The sequence below is a fragment of the Klebsiella sp. V115_8 genome, assembly GCF_029967715.1.
Lineage (GTDB): Bacteria > Pseudomonadota > Gammaproteobacteria > Enterobacterales > Enterobacteriaceae > Klebsiella > Klebsiella quasipneumoniae.
On the sequence record NZ_JASCAR010000002.1, the window covers coordinates 1 to 17,875 of the forward strand.

A 17,875-nucleotide genomic window follows, 5' to 3' on the forward strand; every position below is an offset into this window, starting at 1 on the left:
AACCCCCGATACGTTGCCGTATACACACTTTCCAGGCGTGCTCCTTCAGCCACTCGGACACCTCACCATATTGTCTTTCCCGTTGTTGTCGGGAACGGGCGCTAATGTAGGGAAATACGTATCGCCCGTCAATCAACTTTTTGCAAAATCAGCGCGTTTAGACAAACTTCGAACAACTTGCTCCTTAAACGTGCGAAATCCGTTTTTTTTGTCGCCACTCCCTTTTCACTTTGCGACAAGGGGAAATTTGCTATGCTGGCAAACCAATAGAAAACAATGAGTAAAATAAGACGCCAGCATTAACCTGCCCCGGGCGTTTGCTATCAGGAGCCCCTATGGAGATTATTTTTTACCATCCGACCTTTGATACCCAATACTGGATCCGAGAGCTGGAAAAGCAGTTACCCGGCGCGCGAGTGCGCGAATGGAAAGCGGGCGATAACCAGCCGGCAGACTATGCCCTGGTCTGGCATCCACCGGTAGAGATGCTGCAGGGCAGGGCGCTGAAGGCCGTGTTCGCCCTTGGGGCGGGGGTGGATTCGATCCTCAGTAAGCTGCGCGATCATCCGGATATGCTGCCCCTGTCGATCCCGCTGTTTCGTCTTGAAGATACCGGCATGGGACGGCAGATGCAGGAGTATGCGGTGAGCCAGGTTCTGCACTGGTTCCGCCGGTTCGATGACTATCAGGCGCAGAAGCTGGCGTCCCGCTGGCAGCCGTTGCCTGAGTATCTTGCCGACGATTTCACCGTCGGGATTATGGGCGCCGGCGTGCTGGGGGCGAAGGTGGCGGAAAGCCTGCAACCCTGGGGATTCCCGCTTCGTGTCTGGAGCCGTAGCCGCAAAGCCTGGCCGCGGGTGCAGAGCTTTGCCGGCCAGGCCGAGCTGGGCACATTCCTGCAGGGGACCCGCGTGCTGATCAACCTGCTGCCGAACACTGCTGAAACCGTCGGCATTATTAACCAGACGCTGCTGGCGCAGCTGCCGGATGAGAGCTATGTCCTAAACCTTGCCCGCGGCGTGCATGTCGTTGAAGAAGATCTGCTGGCGGCGCTGAACAGCGGTAAGCTCAAAGGGGCAATGCTCGATGTCTTCAGTCGCGAACCGTTGCCCCAGGAGAGCCCGCTTTGGGCGCACCCGCGGGTGGCCATGACTCCCCACGTAGCGGCAGTCACCCGCCCGATGGAGGCCATTGCCTACATCGCCGGGACCATTAGCCGCCTGGAGCGAGGGGAACCGGTTAGCGGTCAGGTCGATCGTCAGCGCGGTTATTAAGGTAAGCAAACCCCGCCACGGCGGGGTTTTTGCTAATCAAGCGCCCGGATTCCTGCTATTCTTGCGGCAAACAGAAGAGGAGAATGTGATGTATCCCGTTGACCTGCACATGCATACCGTCGCCAGCACCCACGCCTACAGCACCCTGCACGATTATATTGCGGAAGCAAAGCGTAAAGGGATCAAACTCTTCGCCATTACCGATCACGGCCCGGACATGGCGGATGCTCCGCACTACTGGCATTTCGTTAATATGCGCATCTGGCCCCGTCTGGTGGACGGTGTGGGGATCCTGCGCGGTATTGAATCGAATATTAAAAATATCGAAGGCGAGATCGACTGTTCCGGGCCGATGTTGACGTCGCTCGATCTGATCATCGCCGGATTCCACGAGCCGGTGTTTCCGCCGCAGGATAGCGCCACCCATACGCAGGCGATGATTGCCGCGATGGCCAGCGGTAAAGTGCATATGATTAGCCATCCGGGTAATCCGAAATTCCCGGTGGATATCCCGGCCATTGCCGAAGCGGCGGCCCGTTACCAGGTGGCGCTGGAGATCAATAACTCCTCTTTCGTTTCATCGCGCGTGGGCAGTGAAGATAACTGCCGGGCCATCGCCGCCGCGGTGCGCGACGCCGGAGGGTGGGTGGCGCTGGGCTCGGACTCTCACACTGCGTTTACCCTCGGAGAGTTTACCGAATGCCGCAAGATCCTCGATGCTGTCGATTTCCCGGAGGAGAGGATCCTCAACGTTTCTCCGCGTCGCCTGCTCGACTTCCTCGAGTCGCGTGGTATGCCGGCGATCCCGGAATTTGCTGACCTTTAATTTGTATAACTGGAATAACTGAATGAACGAGTTTTCAATCCTCTGCCGCGTGCTGGGTTCGCTGTATTACCGTCAACCGCAGGACCCGCTGCTGGTGCCGCTGTTTACCCTGATCCGCGAGGGCAAACTGGCCGCCAGCTGGCCGCTGGAACAGGACGAGCTGCTGGCGCGTCTGCAGAAAAGCTGTGAAATGCAGTCCCTGGCGACGGACTATAATGCGCTGTTCGTCGGTGAAGCCTGCAGCGTCCCGCCGTACCGTAGCGCGTGGGTGGAGGGTTCCTCGGAAGCGGAGGTCCGGGCTTTTCTGAGCGAGCATGGCATCCCGACGGGAGAAGGTCCGGCGGATCATCTCGGATCGCTGCTGCTGGCCGCCTCCTGGCTGGAGGATCATGCCACAGAAGAGCAGAGCGAGACGCTGGAGCGCCTGTTTGCCGACTATATCCTGCCGTGGTGCGGGACAATGCTGGGGAAAGTCGAAGCGCATGCGCACACAGCGTTCTGGCGCACGATGGCGCCGTTGACCCGCGACGCCATCGCCGCGATGTGGGACGAGCTTCAGGAAGATGATGAGCAATAAAGTGTGATTTAAGTCACCATTTGAATGTAACTGAAATTAGGTTCATTCATATAGTGTGTTTTAGATCGCATTCTTCCGGCGCGTATCTGCTAGGATACGCGCCATGAACATACTCTTCGCAATCGCATTAACGACGGGCATTCTCTCCGGGATTTGGGGATGGGTGGCGGTCGCCCTCGGCCTGCTGAGCTGGGCCGGTTTCCTCGGCTGTACCGCCTATTTCGCCTGCCCGCAGGGCGGTCTGAAAGGTCTGGCCATCTCCTCCTGTACGGTAATGAGCGGCGTGGTCTGGGCGTTGGTGATTATCCACGGTAGCGCGCTGGCCCCGCAGCTGCAGATCCTCAGCTATATGATGACCGGCGTCGTGGCCTTTCTGATGTGCATCCAGGCGCGACAGACGCTGCTGTCGTTTGTCCCCGGCACCTTTATCGGCGCCTGCGCGACCTTCGCGGCAGACGGCGACTGGCGTCTGGTTATCCCTTCTCTGGCGCTGGGCCTGGTCTTTGGCTATGCCATGAAAAATAGTGGCCTGTGGCTGGCGGCCCGTGCGGATAAGCATAAATCGTTCGCCAATGACAACGCCTGACGGCGGGACGATGATAGCAACAGGACCCTCAGGGTCCTGTTTTTTTTACCTTCTTGTCGCCGGCGCGGCGGGATAATCTTGCTCCCGGGGGCGGGTATGCCCTAGTATCGGCAGAAAGCCGTATCTACGCGCTATGCCGACAGGAGGAGAAATGGCTGTTCAACCTGAAGTAATTCTCGGCGATATTACGACGCTTGATGTCGATGTGATTGTGAATGCGGCAAACCCCTCGCTGCTGGGCGGCGGCGGGGTGGATGGCGCGATCCACCGGGCGGCCGGTCCCGCGCTGCTGGCGGCCTGCAAGCAAGTGTTGCAGCAGCAGGGCGAATGTCCCCCTGGTCATGCGGTGATCACGATGGCGGGCGATCTTCCCGCCAGCGCGGTGATCCACACCGTGGGCCCGGTCTGGCACGGCGGCGACCGCATGGAGGCGCAAACCCTGGCCGATGCCTACAAAAACAGCCTGCAGCTGGCGGCGGCAAACAATTATCGCTCCATTGCGTTTCCGGCGATCAGCACCGGCGTGTATGGCTATCCGAAAGAGGAAGCGGCGGCGATCGCCGTGCGCACCGTGACCGCGTTTCTCACCCGCTATAACCCGCTTGAACGGGTCCTGTTCGTCTGTTTCGACGAGGAAACGGCGGCTATCTATCGTCGCCTGCTGGCGGCATACCCCTGATTCCGCAGAATAGGCTATGATAACCGCCGGTATTGACAGGAATGATGGATTGCAGGAGGGAGCAGGTGTCGGAAGGAAAAGTACAGCAGAAGCAGCAGGCGCGCCGCGCGGAGATCGTTGCCGCTGCGCAAAGATGTTTTGCGGCAAAGGGATTGCATGGCGCCTCTGTCGCTGATATCGCCCGCGAGGCGGGCCTGAGCGTCGGTCAGCTGTATCGCATTTTTGCCAGCAAGGAAGCGATCATTGAAGCGATTGTCAGCGAAATCGTCAACGCCAGGGTCGGGGAGATGATCGATGAGAACCACAATCTGGCGCGCAAAGCGGCGGTGCTGGCCGGCAGGATCCCGACTTCGGCAGCCACCAAAAGCGACAATTATCTGTTGATGGAAATTAATGCCGAAGCCTCGCGTAACCCACGCTTGCGCGAGATCCTGGTGCAGGCCGATCGGAGGTTGAAAGAGGAGGGCGGCCGTTTGTCGCAGCGCTATCATCCCGGTCTCGGCGATGCGCGACGCAATGCTGCTTCAGAGCTCATCGCCGTTCTGACGGAGGGGGCAGCCTACCGTTGTGAGCTGAGCGCCTCCACTCCGGTCGATAAAGCGGATTTAGAAGCCCTGTATAATATGATCTTCGACCGGCTGTTTGATGAGCAAGCGTAGCGCGGCACGCCTGGCGTGCCGCAAAGGCTAAAGGTTAGCTGGCCGAGGCCGGGGTTTTTGCCGGTTTGCTCATGGGTTTACCGGAGAACAGGAAACGCAGCAGCGGAATACGCAGATGAATTTCATACAGGATCAGGGCAATCCCCACCACAAAAACCAACCCGCCAATAAAGCCTAAGGTATTCGACTTAATGGCCGGGGTGATCCACGCCCCGTACAGCAGCGTCAGCGGATGGTGCACCAGGTAAATAAACAGCGAAGCATTGACGAAGTAGGTCACCCGCGCCGACTGGAAATTCAGCAGGCGATGGCCGAGCGAGAAGATCACATTTACCATCCACAGCCCCAGCACCATGGTGATCACCGATTCCGTTTCATACATCCAACCGTCGCCAGATCCATACTGCTGGTTCAGGCGGTAAGCGATGAATCCCAGCAGTGACGCCACGCAACACCATGGCGACGGGGTGGTGAACATCGCCTTTAAGCGCGGGTTAATAAAGGTCTGGGCCCCCAGCACAAAGAAGGGCAGATAGAACAGCGTCTGCATGACCACAAAGTTAAACAGACCATTGCTCAGCAGGGGCGGGTAGATCACGAACAATGACCGACGGATCAGCGCGTAAAGCACCCCCAGCGCGAGGAAAATCATCGTCAGCTGGCCCATAGTGACAGTGTCACCGAATGCGTGAGCGCCCGGAGCCGGGCGGCGCGTCAGCCATTTAAACAGCACCACCCCCAGCGAGGTCAGCACCACCAGGACCAGCAAAAACCAGAGGTGGGAAATGAGCTCCCACGCCAGGGTGTTGAATTTGTCGTACCCCGAAAGGGTGTGCCAGTTTTCCGCCTTGCCGTTGACGTACTGCAGCATAATAAACTGCGGCAGCGTCAGCAGCGGGATGGCGGTGAGCATCGGAATACCGACCCGTTCGACGCGCACTTTCCACCACTTTTTCAGCGGGTAGCGCAGGAACAGCATGTAGGAGAAATAGCCGGAGATCACGAAGAAGACCTGCATACGGAAGGCATGAATGAAATCATTAAACAGCGTCAGCCACCACGAGGGCTCTGCGCTGTTGACATGCCAGCTATGGCTGGAATAAATCAGCGAAATGTGAAAAGGGATCCCCAGCAGCATCAGCCAGGCGCGGATGCTGTCGAAAAAATATTCACGCTGTACCGGAGTATTATTCATACGATTCACGACAATCTCAGATAATTCGTCTTATCACTCAAGATGATAACGCTTACATTATCAGCAACCCTACATGAACTCGGGGTACCTGTCTCCAGGATAAGCACGCAAAGTGCAAACGGGACTGCGAACTGTTTATTCCCTGCGCCGCTACGCTGAACAAAGCAGGGATTATGTTGTCGGATTGCCTGAGTTTCCATTAAAATAGATCGGATCGATTTAAGCACACAAAGGGGGAAGTGCTTACTTATATGAAACATAAACCACAGATGATGAAAATGCGTTGGTTAAGCGCAGCCGTAATGTTGTCCCTGTGTACTTCATCTGCATGGGCATTTAGCATTGATGACGTTGCAAAAGAGGCCAAAACGTTAGCCGGGAAAGGCTATGAAGCGCCAAAGAGTAACCTGCCCTCCGCTTTCCGCGACATGAAATACGCGGACTACCAGCAAATTCAGTTTAATCACGATAAAGCTTACTGGAATAACCAGAAAACCCCATTCAAGCTTGAATTTTACCATCAGGGTATGTACTTCGACACGCCGGTCACCATCAATGAAGTGACGGCCACCAGCGTGCGCAAAATTAAATATAGCCCGGACTATTTTAACTTTGGTAACGTTCAGCACGATAAAGACACGGTGAAAGACCTTGGTTTCGCCGGCTTCAAAGTACTGTATCCGATCAACAGCAAAGATAAGAACGATGAAATCGTCAGCATGCTCGGTGCCAGCTACTTCCGCGTGCTGGGTCAGGGTCAGGTATACGGTCTGTCCGCGCGCGGTCTGGCTATCGATACCGCGCTACCTTCCGGCGAAGAGTTCCCGCGTTTTCGTGAGTTCTGGATTGAGCGTCCAAAAGCTACCGACAAGCGTCTGACTATCTATGCGCTGCTGGATTCGCCGCGGGCAACCGGCGCTTATCGCTTTGTGATCATGCCGGGACGCGATACCGTGGTGGATGTCCAGTCCAAAGTTTACCTGCGTGACAAAGTGGGCAAACTGGGCGTGGCGCCGCTCACCAGTATGTTCCTGTTTGGTTCCAACCAGCCTTCTCCGGCGCTGAACTATCGTCCGGCGCTGCACGACTCCAATGGTCTGTCGATCCTGGCGGGCAACGGCGAGTGGATCTGGCGTCCGCTGAACAACCCGAAACACCTGGCCGTTAGCAGCTATGCGATGGAAAACCCGCAAGGGTTCGGCCTGCTGCAGCGCGGCCGTCAGTTCTCGCGCTTCGAGGACCTTGACGATCGTTATGACCTGCGCCCGAGCGCCTGGATCACCCCGAAAGGGGAGTGGGGCAAAGGGAAAATCGAACTGGTCGAAATCCCGACCAACGATGAAACCAACGATAACATCGTGACTTACTGGACGCCGGATCAGCTGCCGGAGCCGGGCAAGGAGATGAACTTCAAGTACACCATCACCTTCAGCCGCGATGAAGACAAGCTGCATGCGCCGGATAACGCGTACGTTATGCAGACCCGCCGCTCTACCGGCGATGTGAAGCAGTCGAACCTGATCCGCCAGCCGGACGGCACCATTGCTTTCATTGTCGACTTCACCGGCGCCGATATGAAAAAACTGCCGGCGGATACCCCGGTCGCCGCCCAGGCGAGCACCGGCGATAACGCTGAAATCGTTGAAAATACCGTGCGTTACAATCCGGTGACCAAAGGCTGGCGAATGATCCTGCGTTTGAAGGTGAAAGATCCGAAGAAAACGACGGAAATGCGCGCCGCACTGGTTAACGGCGATGACACGTTGAGCGAAACCTGGAGCTATCAGCTGCCTGCCAATGAATAAGATAACGAAGTACATTGACGCATTGCCGCTGTCGGACGCCGAGAAATCGGCGCTGCCGGACACCAGCCTGCAGGCCGTTCATCAGGCCCTGGATGACGAACATCAGACCTTCGCCCGTGAAGACGACTCCCCGCTGGGGTCGGTCAAGGCGCGGCTGGCGCACAGCTGGCCGGATTCGCTGTCTGGCGATCAGCTGGCGAAGGATGATGAAGGCCGCACCCAGCTGCATGCGATGCCGAAAGCCAAGCGCTCCTCGATGATCCCGGACCCGTGGCGTACTAACCCGGTTGGCCGCTTCTGGGACCGTCTGCGCGGACGCGATGTCACGCCGCGCTATCTCTCCCGCCTGACGCAAGAAGAGCGCGAGAGCGAGCAAAAATGGCGTACCGTCGGCACCATTCGTCGCTACATCCTGTTGCTGCTGACGCTATCGCAGACCGTGGTGGCGACCTGGTACATGAAAACCATTCTGCCTTATCAGGGCTGGGCGCTGATCAACCCGGTCGATATGGTGGGGCAGAACCTGTGGGTCTCGTTCATGCAGCTGCTGCCGTACGTTTTGCAGAGCGGCATTCTGATCCTCTTCGCGGTGCTGTTCTGCTGGGTTTCCGCCGGCTTCTGGACCGCGTTAATGGGCTTCCTGCAGCTGTTGATCGGTCGCGATAAGTACAGTATTTCCGCCTCGACGGTCGGTGACGAACCGTTGAACCCGGCGCACCGTACGGCGCTTATTATGCCGATCTGTAACGAAGACGTTGACCGCGTGTTCGCCGGGCTGCGGGCGACCTGGGAGTCGGTGAAAGCCACCGGCAACGCCGCCCATTTCGACGTCTATATCCTCAGCGACAGCTATAACCCCGATATCTGTGTCGCTGAGCAAAAGGCGTGGATGGAGCTGATTGCCGAAGTACAGGGCGAAGGGCAGATTTTCTACCGTCGTCGTCGTCGTCGCGTGAAGCGTAAGAGCGGCAACATCGATGATTTCTGCCGCCGCTGGGGCAGCCAGTATAGCTACATGGTGGTGCTGGATGCTGACTCGGTGATGACCGGAGAGTGTCTGAGCAGCCTGGTGCGCCTGATGGAAGCGAACCCGAACGCCGGGATCATCCAGTCATCCCCGCGCGCCTCGGGCATGGACACGCTGTATGCGCGTTGCCAGCAGTTTGCCACCCGGGTGTATGGTCCGTTGTTTACGGCGGGTCTGCACTTCTGGCAGCTGGGGGAGTCCCACTACTGGGGACACAACGCCATCATCCGCGTGAAGCCGTTCATTGAGCACTGCGCGCTGGCGCCGCTGCCGGGCGAGGGCAACTTTGCCGGGTCGATTCTGTCGCACGACTTCGTTGAAGCCGCGCTGATGCGCCGCGCCGGCTGGGGCGTGTGGATTGCCTACGATCTGCCGGGCTCCTATGAAGAGCTGCCGCCGAACCTGCTGGACGAGCTGAAACGCGACCGCCGCTGGTGCCAGGGCAACCTGATGAACTTCCGCCTGTTCCTCGTGAGAGGGATGCACCCGGTTCACCGGGCGGTGTTCCTTACCGGCGTGATGTCCTACCTGTCGGCGCCGCTGTGGTTTATGTTCCTTGCCCTGTCGACAGCGTTGCAGGTGGTGCATGCCCTGACCGAGCCGCAGTACTTCCTGCAGCCGCGTCAGCTGTTCCCGGTATGGCCGCAGTGGCGTCCGGAGCTGGCTATTGCGCTGTTCGCTTCGACCATGGTGCTGCTGTTCCTGCCGAAGCTGCTGAGTATCATCCTGGTGTGGTGTAAGGGGCCGAAGGAGTACGGTGGATTTATCCGCGTGACGCTTTCCCTGCTGCTGGAGGTCCTGTTCTCGGTCCTGCTGGCGCCGGTGCGCATGCTGTTCCACACCGTCTTCGTGGTCAGCGCCTTCCTCGGCTGGGAAGTGGTGTGGAATTCGCCGCAGCGTGATGATGACTCCACGCCATGGGGAGAAGCCTTTATGCGTCACGGCTCGCAGCTGCTGCTGGGGCTGGTATGGGCGGTCGGAATGGCATGGCTGGATCTGCGCTTCCTGTTCTGGCTGGCGCCGATTGTCGTATCGCTGATCCTGTCGCCGTTCGTGTCGGCGATCTCCAGCCGGGCGACCGTGGGCCTGCGCACCAAGCGCTGGAAGCTGTTCCTGATCCCGGAAGAGTATTCGCCGCCGCAGGTGCTCAAGGATACCGATGCGTACCTGACGCTGAACCGTCAGCGTTCGCTGGACGATGGCTTTATGCACGCGGTGTTTAACCCGTCGTTTAACGCCCTCGCGACCGCGATGGCCACCGCGCGCCACCGTCAGGGTCATATCCTGGAGATCGCCCGCGAGCGCCATGTCGAGCAGGCGCTGAATGAAACGCCGGATAAGCTGAACCGCGATCGTCGACTGGTGCTGTTGAGCGACCCGGTAACCATGTCGCGTCTGCACTATCGCGTATGGGCCGCGCCGGAGAAATACTCTTCGTGGGTGAACGCCTATCAGCAGCTGGCGCTTAACCCGCTGGCGCTGAAAACGAAATAAGCCGTACGTTAAGTAAAATACCGGCAGCGATGCCGGTATTTTTTTATCTGAAACACGAGGTTGTGGATGCGAATACTACCTATCATTGCCATGGCGCTGCTGCTTAGCGGCTGCGGCAGCATTATTAGCCGGACGGTGCCCGGGCAGGGGCATGGCAATCAATATTACCCGGGCGTGCAGTGGGACGTTCGCGATTCAGGATGGCGCTATCTCACCATTCTGGACCTGCCGTTCTCGCTGGTTTTCGATACGCTGCTGCTGCCGCTGGACGCCAGCCACGGGCCCTATAACTGATTAACGCTCGTCCCACTCGTCGGCCGCCGTCTGTCCCTCTTCGGTGTCCAGCGAGGGCTCGAGCTGGAATTCACCTTCATCCCACTCATGGAGCGTATTTTCCTCCAGCCACTCCTGACGCAGCTCTATCTCATCATAATCCCCATCAAAGACGCTCTGCGCGGCTTCGCCGCTGAGCATCGGTAAGCATTCGCCTTGTTCCTCTTCGTCAGCAAAAAATTCGGCCTGCCAGGCGATATCGCCATCCTGCAGCACATACTTTTGAATATTGAGCTGCTCAACGTTAGCGCTCTCTTCATCGCTGTCAGGGTTGTTGGCGAGAAATTCTTCACGTGCTGCATCAATAGCTTCTTCGAGCGTGGCATAGAACATCGAATCCTTTGGCATAGCGAATCTCCTGAGAAGAATATGAATTGAACACGATTCAATCTATAGAAGGCGCCAGGCAAAGCGTCAAGGGGCTGAGCCCCTCTGGACGTTAATTTACTGAATGGCGGTCGGGCTGCGAGGCGTCCGCGGCTGGCCGGCGCAGGCTGAGGGTCGAATAGATCGCGTTAAACAACACCACTCCTGCGGTGACAAGGAAGACGGCGCGAAAGCCGTAGTTGGCGGAAACCGAGGCGCCGATCAGGGGGCCGGTGACGTTGCCAATATCACGAAATGACTGGTTATAGCTGAAGATCCGCCCGGAGATCTGGCTGGTGGAGTTATACACCAGCAGGGTTTGCACCGCCGGCAGCAGCGCGCCGTCCGCGGCGCCGAGCAGGAATCGCAGGATACCTAACTGCAGCGGGGTCTGGACGAACGACATCGGGATCAGCAACAGCACCGAGATAATCAGCGCCACGATGAGGATTTTTTCCGGTCCGATACGATCCCCCAGTTTGCCCAGACGAGGGGCGCTCATCAGGGCGGCAATGCCCGGCACCGAGGCGATCATCCCGCTGATAAAGGCGATATTGCTGACGTTACCCGCCAGATCGCGCACGTAAAGCGTCAGGATCGGCGCAATGGAGCCGGTGGCGACCTGGATGATCAGCGAGGTGACAAACAGGCTGAGCACCAGTTTCGGATTCTGCAGCGAGGAAAACACCGCCTTCGCGCTGAGCATCTCTTTTTTGGCGATCGGAACAAAATTTTCACGGATTAAAAACAGGGTAAACAGGAAGCAGATAAACAGCACCGCCGCGGTCATAAAGAAGACAGTACGCAGGCCCCAGTGGTCGGCCAGGAAGCCACCCGCCAGCGGGCCGAGCAGGGCGCCGCTTACCGCGCCGGTTGACAGCGTGCCCAGCGCCCAGCCGCTTTTATGGCGCGGGATCTGGGTGGCAATCAGGGCGTTGGCATTGGGAATAAAGCCCCCCAGCAGGCCGAGCAGCGCGCGCAGTAGCAGAAACTGCCAGATATTCTGCGCCATCCCCATCAACATCATGACGATGGCCATCCCGAGGGCTGAACGCAGCAGCATGATTTTACGTCCCTTGCGGTCAGCAAGTCCGCCCCAGAACGGCGAGGCGATGGCGGAGAAGAGAAAAGTGATGCTAAAGACCAGCCCGGACCACATGTTGAGGGCGCTATGCCCGGTGACGCCGAGTTGTTCGACGTAGAGCGGCAGAAAGGGCATGACCAGGCTGAAGGCGGCGCCGGTTAAAAAGCAGCCAAGCCAGGTGACGGTCAGGTTTCGTTTCCAGTTAATGGGGGTATCAGCAGACGACATAGGGTTCCACTGGCCTGCGCGGCAGGTCAAATTAAGAGAAAATATGAGCCTGCTAATTATGCGCCTGGGAAATAAATGCCGCAATGGAGGAGAGCTTTTAAAGCTAAAGCAGAGCGTAAAGCCTGAGCGCTGGGGATTCCCGGCCGGGAGGCGCGCGGCCGGGAAAGAGGTTCAGTAGCGGGAGGGCATCCCCTCGGGGCGGGTTTTAAAGCGGCGATGGAGCCACATATATTGTTCCGGGGCCATCATAATGCACTGCTCTACGATCTTATTCATCCACGCAGCGGTGGTTTCCGCGTCGTCCAGCGGCGGGGAGCACTCTGGCGGCAGGATAATCAGTTCATAACCTTTACCGTCCGGTTTACGGCGTGGAACAAAGGGCACGATGCAGGCTTTGGACATTTTCGCCAGCATCCAGGTGCCGGAGGTGGTCGCCGCCTGGTCTACGGCAAACAGTGGGGCGAAGACGCTGGCGGTCGGGCCGTAATCATGATCTGGCGCGTACCACACCACGTCGCCTTTTTTCAGCGCGCGGATCATACCTTTCAGATCCTTGCGGTCGATCATGTCCTTGTTGGAGCGCAGTCGGCCCCAGGTCTGCAGCCAGTCGATGACCGGGTTATCGTTGGGACGATAGACGCCAATCCCCGGCTCGTTCATACCGAACATCCGCGCGCCCATTTCCAGTGTCAGGAAATGAATGCCGATCAGCAGAATGCCGCGCTGCTGCGCCTGCACAGCGCGAATATGCTCAAAGCCGATGGTGTCGGTCCAGCGGGCGATACGGCGAACCGGCCAGAACCAGGCCATACCGGTCTCCATCAGCCCCATACCCACCGATTCAAAGTTCATCACCACCATCCGGTGACGTTCCTGCTCGCTTTTCTCGGGGAAGCAGAGCTCAAGGTTGCGATAGGCGATCTTCGCCCGGCGCTTCATAAATCGCATGGCCAGCCGGCCGATGGCATTCCCGAGGCGGTAGATCAGCGGGTAGGGCAGTTGGACAACCAGCCACAGCAGGCCGATACCCAGCCACAGCAGCCAATAGCGCGGATGCAGCAGCGCCGGAGAAAATTTAGGCAAATGAGTCATTTCATACCCGTATCAGTGAGCAACATCTTATATTATCGCATTTTTTACCGGCCAGCCAAAGGCGGCGACAGCCACATCGTTTTGTTAAGTGGGGGGCGACCGGTGAGAAAAATGTAGCGTAAAATGTAGGGATGTAAATTAATAAGCTTTGCTATATCATGCCCGCCGTTTATTTCCTCATTTCTATGTCGAACAGGTACACCATGCCAGTGTTACACAACCGCATTTCAAATGAGACGTTAAAGGCGCAAATGCTGGCTGAAACCGAGCCGCGCACGACGATCTCATTCTATAAATATTTCACCATTGTCGATCCGCAAGCGACCCGCGATGCGCTGTGGGTTGCCTTAACCCAGTTGAAAGTCTTTGGCCGCATCTATCTGGCCCGGGAAGGGATCAATGCGCAAATCAGCGTGCCGGAAAGCAACGTTGAAGCCCTGCGTGAGTTTCTAAATGGTTTCGATCCGGCGCTGGCGGGGCTGCGTTTCAATATCGCTCTCGAGGACGACGGTAAATCGTTCTGGGTGCTACGTCTGAAAGTGCGCGACCGCATCGTTGCCGACGGCATCGACGATCCCTCTTTCGACGCCTCCAACGTCGGAGACTATCTCAAGGCGGCGGAGGTCAACGCGATGCTTGACGATCCGGATGCCGTGTTTATCGATATGCGCAACCACTATGAATATGAGGTGGGCCATTTCGAAAACGCGATGGAGATCCCAGCGGATACCTTCCGCGACCAGTTGCCGAAAGCCGTTGAAATGATGCAGGACCATAAAGACAAGAAAATTGTCATGTATTGCACCGGTGGTATTCGCTGTGAAAAAGCCAGCGCCTGGATGAAGCATAACGGCTTCAATAAGGTCTGGCACATCGAGGGTGGCATCATTGAGTACGCCCGCCGCGCCCGTGAGCAGGGGCTGCCGGTGCGTTTCATTGGCAAAAACTTTGTCTTTGATGAACGGATGGGCGAGCGGATCTCCAATGACGTTATCGCGCACTGTCATCAGTGCGGCGCGCCGTGCGACACCCATACCAACTGCCTGAATGATGGCTGCCATCTGTTGTTTATCCAGTGCCCGAGCTGTGCCGAGAGGTTTGCCGGCTGCTGTAGCGAAGCCTGCATGGAAGAGCATAAGCTGCCGGAAGAGGAGCAGCGTCAGCTGCGCGCCGGGCGTGAAAACGGCAATAAAATCTTTAATAAATCCCGTGGCCGGCTGAACACCAAACTCGGGATCCTCGATCCTGAGCCGTCAGAAAAACCATAACCAGACAAGATCGATGATCGCCAGCAGCAGCCAGAGCGCCAGGTAGATCATAAAGTGCTCGCGGACGTTATTGACCAGCAAATTAAACAGGCGACGCATAACCGCTCTCAATGACTAACGGCCTCGACAGAGGCCGTTTTTTTGCCCGACGGCAAAAGTGCCGCATTCCATTACGCGTTAAAGCGCGCCAGCGAGAAGGGCGCCAGGTTGAAGCTCGAAGTTTCGCCCTGAGCAAACTGACTGGCAATTTCCCCCAGCACCGGGGCAAACTTAAAGCCGTGCCCGCTCAGACCGGTGATGAGCAGCGTGTCTGGTCTGCCGGGTAACGTATCGATAATAAAGTCTTCATCGACGGTATTATCGTAGGTACAGGAGGCGCCGTGCAGGCAGCCGCCGATCCCGGGCAGGACGTTACGCAAAAACGGAAACGATTCGGAGCCATCGCTGGCGACAGCGCCAAACGCCACTCGCTCCTGCGGCATGGAGATCGGCTGACCGCCGTTATGCTTGCCAATCTTCAGCTCGTTATCTTCCGCCGGGAAACCGTAGTATTGATCGCCGTTGGGCAACTCGCCGGTGAAGGCCGGGAAGTGATTCTTGCTGCTGTAACGGCCATCGGCCTGGTACCAGGCGAACACCTTGCTTACCGGCTGGATGGGGAGGTCAGGAAGCAGGCGGGTGACCCAGGTCCCGGCGCTGACCAGCAGCTTTTTACCATGATATTCACCGTCGAGGGTATCGATGGTGACCCCATCTGCATGGTGATGAATAGCCGAGACCGGGCAGTTGAATAGCTGCGCGCAGCCCGCTTCCCGCGCCAGACGGATCCAGGTTTCCACGGCCAGTTCGCTGCGCAGTACGCCGGAAGCGGGTTCAAAAATCGCCCGATAGTCATCGGGGAGGCGTATCTCCGGCCAGCGCTGCATCACGGCCTGGGCATCCAGCTCTTCCACCTCAAGCTGGAACGCACGGGCGCTGGCGGCAACGTTGGCGAGGAAAGGGGAGCTGGCGGGGCCGAGGTTTATGACGCCGGTGCGTTCAAACACGGCTTCGCCACTGATCTCGGCCAGTTCATCCCACAGCTGCTGGGCGCGCAGCACCAGCGGAACATATTTTTCACCTTCGCCATAGGCGTGACGGATAAGACGGCTGCTGCCGTGATGGCTGCCTTCCTGGTGAGGAGGCTGATGGGCATCGGTCATCAGAACATTGAGTCCGGCACGACGCGCATAATAGCCAGCGGCGGCGCCGACGGAGCCGCTGCCGATAATGATAAGATCGTATTGCATGGTGAGTTCCGGGTAATTGCCTTGTTAGCAGGGTAATTAACTCCCTGTGCTTATACAAGCCCGAAAATAATTCAGGCACCCGCAGGTGCCTGTTAAGCTTATTGTTAAGTCATTCCGCGTGCCGCGTTAATGTCTGCGGTACTCGTTTTCCTGGTATTCGCCAGATTCAATTTTCGCAATGCCTGCTTCCAGGATTGAAATAAACTGACGTGCGACGTCCGTCGTTAGCCATAGCGTCTGGCCTATCTCAGCATCATGACTGTTTTCTTGAGCGGGGTTCTGGTAGTGCAGGCGCAACATCAGCGCATCGTAGCTATCAACGGTGCTGATGTCCCATCCGACGAGGGGATGGGTCTGAATGACTTCATTATTTTTTTCCATCATAACCCCTTATTCATATGTTAAAAGACAACAATTCTCGAGGTTTAATGCATGTTTTTTGAAGCAAGTTAATTATATCAGGGATCAAGAATAAACTCGAGAAATTAAATGAAAGGCAGCATGATTTTCTTGTTTTGCCGCTTTTTTGCTCAAGATAAGCGTGCAAAACGGCCATTTTAGTCGATATTAAGCAGAATAATCAGGAATATTCTGAACATGAGAAGAGGATAAAAAAGCCGGGGCGACCCGGCAAAGAAAAGCACAATGAGGGAGCAAACCAGAGTAACTGGATCCCGCCATGCTTCAGGAGAGGTCGTGGACAAACCAGTCGTCCGCGCTTTCCCAGGTTTCTTGCAGGATTTCGCTTATCCGGTCTTTGTCTTCTTTCAGGCCGCCGAACACCGAGAGCTGATTGCCCGTGGCGTAGCGGACGCTCACCTGGCTGTCGATGGCCGGGAACTGTTCGGCGATACGGCGAGAGAGTTCGTTATTCAGCGCTTCCAGCGCGCCGTTGGGTAAGGCGGTCGTTTTGGCGATAGAGACTTCAATGCGCATAATTGCCCCCTGTGTTTGATACTGGTTATTTATACAGTATCTGGTGAGCATTGACAACAGGGGGCCGCGTTTTTTATCGCTTCATGGTCCAGCGGACGGTTTCACCTGCCAGGAACGGCACCAGGGTGTCATTGGGCAACGCAATACTGTCGACGACGGTCGTCTCTTCACGCACCAGTTCAACATAGCTTTCATTGACCGGCAGACCGTAAAAGCGCGGGCCGTTCAGCGAGCAGAAGGCCTCAAAGTGCTGCAGAGCGTTCATTTCTTCAAACACGGTGGCGTAGCTGCCGAGGGCGGTCGGGGCGTTGAAGCAGCCGGCGCAGCCGCAGCTGGCTTCCTTACGATGGCGGGCGTGCGGCGCGGAATCGGTGCCAAGGAAGACGCGGCTAAAGCCGCTGGCGACCAGTTCGCGCAGTGCCTGCTGATGAATATTGCGTTTGAGTACCGGCAGGCAGTACAAGTGAGGACGAATACCGCCGACCAGCATATGGTTACGGTTGAACATCAGATGCTGCGGGGTGATAGTGGCCGCCAGCAGTTCATTGCCGTCACGCACATACTCGGCGGCATCTTTGGTGGTGATATGCTCAAAGACCACCTTCAGGCCGGGCAGGCGCTGGCGCAGCGGCTCCATCACGGTTTCAATAAAGCGCGCTTCGCGGTCGAAAATATCAATCTCGGCGTGGGTGACTTCGCCATGTACCAGCAGCGGCATCCCCAGTTTTTCCATCCGCTCCAGCACCGGCATAATGGCGTCGGTGCTGGTGACGCCGTGGCTGGAGTTGGTGGTGGCATTGGCCGGGTAAAGCTTGGCGGCGGTGAACACGCCTTCGTTAAAGCCGCGCTCCAGCTCCGCCGGGTCGAGGGAGTCTGTCAGATAGCAGGTCATCAGCGGGGTAAAATCGTGCCCGGCCGGGACGGCGTCCATAATGCGCTGGCGATAGGCGATAGCCGCCGCGACGGTGGTGACAGGCGGCACCAGATTCGGCATCACGATCGCCCGGCCATAAAACTCACTGGTATAAGGCACGACGGTTTTCAGCATATCGTCATCACGCAGATGGATATGCCAGTCGTCTGGGCGGCGGATTTTCAATACCTGGGATTGTGCTGTCATGGAAGGCTCCGGCTAATAGGTTCAGTCATCAGGGCTG

General features: G+C 57.3%; 19 protein-coding genes. 10 read left to right on the top strand and 9 right to left on the bottom strand.

The features are described 5' to 3' along the window. Positions 1-335 precede the first annotated feature (335 nt). From ghrA to QLG03_RS02265, 6 genes are all read left to right on the top strand, one after another. The gene (gene ghrA / locus QLG03_RS02240; protein ID WP_023289112.1) at positions 336-1,274 is read left to right on the top strand and encodes a glyoxylate/hydroxypyruvate reductase GhrA; all 939 of its coding nucleotides are present in this window, start codon (positions 336-338) and stop codon (positions 1,272-1,274) included. A gap of 88 nt (positions 1,275-1,362) precedes the next feature. Next, entirely contained in the window at positions 1,363-2,100 is a 738-nt protein-coding gene (locus QLG03_RS02245; protein WP_004204525.1) for a phosphatase, read from the top strand. A 22-nt stretch (positions 2,101-2,122) separates the two neighbouring features. Beyond that, positions 2,123-2,677, top strand: a complete 555-nt coding sequence (locus tag QLG03_RS02250) for a molecular chaperone (RefSeq protein ID WP_218810197.1) — start codon at positions 2,123-2,125, stop codon at positions 2,675-2,677. Positions 2,678-2,780: 103 nt separating this feature from the next. After that, positions 2,781-3,263, top strand: coding sequence for a DUF1097 domain-containing protein (locus QLG03_RS02255; RefSeq protein ID WP_044522057.1), 483 nt, complete (start codon positions 2,781-2,783; stop codon positions 3,261-3,263). Between the two features lie 151 nt (positions 3,264-3,414). Then, the gene (ymdB, locus tag QLG03_RS02260) at positions 3,415-3,942 is read left to right on the top strand and encodes an O-acetyl-ADP-ribose deacetylase (protein ID WP_023289115.1); all 528 of its coding nucleotides are present in this window, start codon (positions 3,415-3,417) and stop codon (positions 3,940-3,942) included. A gap of 65 nt (positions 3,943-4,007) precedes the next feature. Continuing rightward, a complete protein-coding gene (locus tag QLG03_RS02265; protein ID WP_060592419.1) occupies positions 4,008-4,601 on the top strand; it encodes a TetR/AcrR family transcriptional regulator in 594 nt (197 codons plus the stop codon). 34 nt (positions 4,602-4,635) lie between these two features. Here the strand turns inward: QLG03_RS02265 and mdoC are convergent, their stop codons facing one another. Further along, the gene (gene mdoC, locus QLG03_RS02270; RefSeq protein ID WP_023289117.1) at positions 4,636-5,796 is read right to left on the bottom strand and encodes a glucans biosynthesis protein MdoC; all 1,161 of its coding nucleotides are present in this window, start codon (positions 5,794-5,796) and stop codon (positions 4,636-4,638) included. Positions 5,797-6,047: 251 nt separating this feature from the next. Here mdoC and mdoG point away from each other — a divergent pair, with 251 nt between their 5' ends. The 3 genes from mdoG (at position 6,048) to QLG03_RS02285 (ending at position 10,416) form a co-directional block, all read left to right on the top strand. Continuing rightward, positions 6,048-7,601 (top strand): glucans biosynthesis protein MdoG, encoded by a 1,554-nt coding sequence (gene mdoG / locus QLG03_RS02275; protein ID WP_004140751.1) that lies wholly within the window; start codon positions 6,048-6,050, stop codon positions 7,599-7,601. Then, complete coding sequence (gene mdoH / locus QLG03_RS02280) at positions 7,594-10,122, top strand: glucans biosynthesis glucosyltransferase MdoH (RefSeq protein WP_255987224.1); 2,529 nt, start codon at positions 7,594-7,596, stop codon at positions 10,120-10,122. Before mdoG ends, mdoH begins: the two co-directional genes overlap by 8 nt. 66 nt (positions 10,123-10,188) lie before the next feature. Further along, entirely contained in the window at positions 10,189-10,416 is a 228-nt protein-coding gene (locus tag QLG03_RS02285) for a YceK/YidQ family lipoprotein (protein WP_004204534.1), read from the top strand. On the opposite strand, the gene QLG03_RS02290 is transcribed toward QLG03_RS02285, so the two are convergent. The 3 genes from QLG03_RS02290 to QLG03_RS02300 all read right to left on the bottom strand — a co-directional run bounded on the left by QLG03_RS02290 (position 10,417) and on the right by QLG03_RS02300 (position 13,225). Then, positions 10,417-10,803 carry a MysB family protein gene (locus QLG03_RS02290; RefSeq protein WP_002898981.1) on the bottom strand — a complete coding sequence of 129 codons (387 nt, stop codon included), beginning with the start codon at positions 10,801-10,803 and terminating at the stop codon, positions 10,417-10,419. A gap of 91 nt (positions 10,804-10,894) precedes the next feature. Further along, positions 10,895-12,133: a multidrug efflux MFS transporter MdtG gene (mdtG, locus tag QLG03_RS02295; RefSeq protein WP_044522063.1), complete on the bottom strand. Its 1,239-nt coding sequence runs from the start codon at positions 12,131-12,133 to the stop codon at positions 10,895-10,897. Positions 12,134-12,304: 171 nt separating this feature from the next. Further along, on the bottom strand, positions 12,305-13,225 hold the full coding sequence (locus QLG03_RS02300) for a Kdo(2)-lipid IV(A) acyltransferase (protein WP_023289121.1): 921 nt from the start codon (positions 13,223-13,225) through the stop codon (positions 12,305-12,307). 203 nt (positions 13,226-13,428) lie between these two features. Between QLG03_RS02300 and QLG03_RS02305 the strand changes: the two genes are divergently transcribed. Next, on the top strand, positions 13,429-14,493 hold the full coding sequence (locus tag QLG03_RS02305) for a rhodanese-related sulfurtransferase (RefSeq protein ID WP_255987225.1): 1,065 nt from the start codon (positions 13,429-13,431) through the stop codon (positions 14,491-14,493). Here the strand turns inward: QLG03_RS02305 and QLG03_RS02310 are convergent. From QLG03_RS02310 to pyrC, 5 genes are all read right to left on the bottom strand, one after another. Continuing rightward, positions 14,479-14,592, bottom strand: a complete 114-nt coding sequence (locus tag QLG03_RS02310) for a DUF2770 family protein (RefSeq protein WP_004204539.1) — start codon at positions 14,590-14,592, stop codon at positions 14,479-14,481. The genes QLG03_RS02305 and QLG03_RS02310 overlap by 15 nt on opposite strands. 71 nt (positions 14,593-14,663) lie before the next feature. Then, positions 14,664-15,782, bottom strand: a complete 1,119-nt coding sequence (gene solA / locus QLG03_RS02315) for an N-methyl-L-tryptophan oxidase (protein WP_282473564.1) — start codon at positions 15,780-15,782, stop codon at positions 14,664-14,666. 126 nt (positions 15,783-15,908) lie between these two features. Continuing rightward, positions 15,909-16,163, bottom strand: coding sequence for a biofilm formation regulator BssS (gene bssS, locus QLG03_RS02320; RefSeq protein ID WP_023289124.1), 255 nt, complete (start codon positions 16,161-16,163; stop codon positions 15,909-15,911). Positions 16,164-16,466: 303 nt separating this feature from the next. Beyond that, positions 16,467-16,718, bottom strand: coding sequence for a DNA damage-inducible protein I (gene dinI / locus QLG03_RS02325; RefSeq protein ID WP_023289125.1), 252 nt, complete (start codon positions 16,716-16,718; stop codon positions 16,467-16,469). A gap of 73 nt (positions 16,719-16,791) precedes the next feature. Beyond that, positions 16,792-17,838 (bottom strand): dihydroorotase, encoded by a 1,047-nt coding sequence (gene pyrC / locus QLG03_RS02330; RefSeq protein ID WP_023289126.1) that lies wholly within the window; start codon positions 17,836-17,838, stop codon positions 16,792-16,794. Positions 17,839-17,875 lie beyond the last annotated feature (37 nt).

Excerpts from the sequence above, each read along its gene's own strand:
- mdoG (WP_004140751.1), top strand. The coding sequence starts at position 6,048 with ATGAAACATAAACCACAGATGATGAAAATGCGTTGGTTAAGCGCAGCC.
- ymdB (WP_023289115.1), top strand. The coding sequence starts at position 3,415 with ATGGCTGTTCAACCTGAAGTAATTCTCGGCGATATTACGACGCTTGAT.
- QLG03_RS02305 (WP_255987225.1), top strand. The coding sequence starts at position 13,429 with ATGCCAGTGTTACACAACCGCATTTCAAATGAGACGTTAAAGGCGCAA.
- mdoH (WP_255987224.1), top strand. The coding sequence starts at position 7,594 with ATGAATAAGATAACGAAGTACATTGACGCATTGCCGCTGTCGGACGCC.
- pyrC (WP_023289126.1), bottom strand. The coding sequence starts at position 17,838 with ATGACAGCACAATCCCAGGTATTGAAAATCCGCCGCCCAGACGACTGG.
- bssS (WP_023289124.1), bottom strand. The coding sequence starts at position 16,163 with ATGGAAAAAAATAATGAAGTCATTCAGACCCATCCCCTCGTCGGATGG.
- ghrA (WP_023289112.1), top strand. The coding sequence starts at position 336 with ATGGAGATTATTTTTTACCATCCGACCTTTGATACCCAATACTGGATC.
- QLG03_RS02290 (WP_002898981.1), bottom strand. The coding sequence starts at position 10,803 with ATGCCAAAGGATTCGATGTTCTATGCCACGCTCGAAGAAGCTATTGAT.
- QLG03_RS02300 (WP_023289121.1), bottom strand. The coding sequence starts at position 13,225 with ATGACTCATTTGCCTAAATTTTCTCCGGCGCTGCTGCATCCGCGCTAT.
- dinI (WP_023289125.1), bottom strand. The coding sequence starts at position 16,718 with ATGCGCATTGAAGTCTCTATCGCCAAAACGACCGCCTTACCCAACGGC.
- mdtG (WP_044522063.1), bottom strand. The coding sequence starts at position 12,133 with ATGTCGTCTGCTGATACCCCCATTAACTGGAAACGAAACCTGACCGTC.
- solA (WP_282473564.1), bottom strand. The coding sequence starts at position 15,782 with ATGCAATACGATCTTATCATTATCGGCAGCGGCTCCGTCGGCGCCGCC.
- QLG03_RS02285 (WP_004204534.1), top strand. The coding sequence starts at position 10,189 with ATGCGAATACTACCTATCATTGCCATGGCGCTGCTGCTTAGCGGCTGC.
- QLG03_RS02310 (WP_004204539.1), bottom strand. The coding sequence starts at position 14,592 with ATGCGTCGCCTGTTTAATTTGCTGGTCAATAACGTCCGCGAGCACTTT.
- QLG03_RS02245 (WP_004204525.1), top strand. The coding sequence starts at position 1,363 with ATGTATCCCGTTGACCTGCACATGCATACCGTCGCCAGCACCCACGCC.
- mdoC (WP_023289117.1), bottom strand. The coding sequence starts at position 5,796 with ATGAATAATACTCCGGTACAGCGTGAATATTTTTTCGACAGCATCCGC.
- QLG03_RS02255 (WP_044522057.1), top strand. The coding sequence starts at position 2,781 with ATGAACATACTCTTCGCAATCGCATTAACGACGGGCATTCTCTCCGGG.
- QLG03_RS02250 (WP_218810197.1), top strand. The coding sequence starts at position 2,123 with ATGAACGAGTTTTCAATCCTCTGCCGCGTGCTGGGTTCGCTGTATTAC.